The following is a 935-nucleotide window of genomic DNA, read 5'->3' as shown; positions in this document are numbered from 1 at the left end:
ATTCAAGATAAGCAAGGATACTATTTATCACGTCTTAAGTTACCAACTAAAATATATAGAAAAGAATTCGAAACAGTGGTATTTAAAACAAAACCCGCTCAATTGAGACCGGTATATATACAAATTCATTTAGAAGACATTATGAAACAATTACAACCTGGCCAAGTGTATGAATTACATGATGTATATGTAGGGAGTAAAGAAAAATTACCTACTCGCATTGTGGTTTATAGATGTACTGAGGAGCAAAAACAGAAACGCCTACGCGATCGAGCGATTCGCGAAAAGAAAAAAGGGATTACATATACAGAGCGTACGAAGTTTTTACAAGGAATTACGGTATATATGACAAATATTCCTACGGAATGGGTACCAAAAGAGAAAATCTATGATTTATATTCACTACGCTGGCAAATTGAACTGTTATTTAAAATATGGAAATCTTGGTTTCAAATTCATCGTTGTAAATCTATTAAACAAGAGCGATTAGAATGTCACCTTTATGGACAACTCATTAGTATTTTATTATGTTCTTCTACTATGTTTAAAATGCGAGAACTTCTGTTACGTAAGAAACAGAAAGAGCTAAGTGAATACAAAGCGATGTACATAATTAAGGATTATTTTTTACTTTTTCACCAGGCATTACACAAAAACACCCGAGAGCTATCAAAGGTTCTCCTTCGTCTGTTTAACCTCCTACAGCACAACGGACGAAAATCTCATCGATACGAGAAAAAGACAGTCTTTGATATTTTGGGTGTTGTTTATAATTATACCACTCCATCTCATCAGGTAGCATAGTAAAAAAAATAAACCCATTCGGGTTTATTTGGTATGCGTACTTTTAAAACATATATAAAGGCAATGAAAAACTACTTAGAAAACCTTAATTTTTATACAAAAGTGAATCTTAAGTTGATGGATGTGGGGTA

The 935-nt window shown here is 32.8% G+C and carries 1 protein-coding gene; it reads left to right on the top strand.

Features of this window, described 5'->3' with window-relative positions; all coding sequences use genetic code 11:
* The coding region (locus ACFQZ1_RS11830; RefSeq protein WP_377882371.1) for an IS4 family transposase at positions 1-804 on the top strand (804 nt) is incomplete at its 5' end.
* Positions 805-935 lie beyond the last annotated feature (131 nt).

The sequence above is a fragment of the Bacillus sp. CGMCC 1.60114 genome, assembly GCF_042676365.1.
Classification (GTDB): Bacteria; Bacillota; Bacilli; order Bacillales; family Bacillaceae_G; genus Bacillus_A; species Bacillus_A rhizoplanae_A.
Note: the sequence above shows the minus strand (reverse complement) of the source record. Positions and strands in the feature narration are given on the sequence as shown.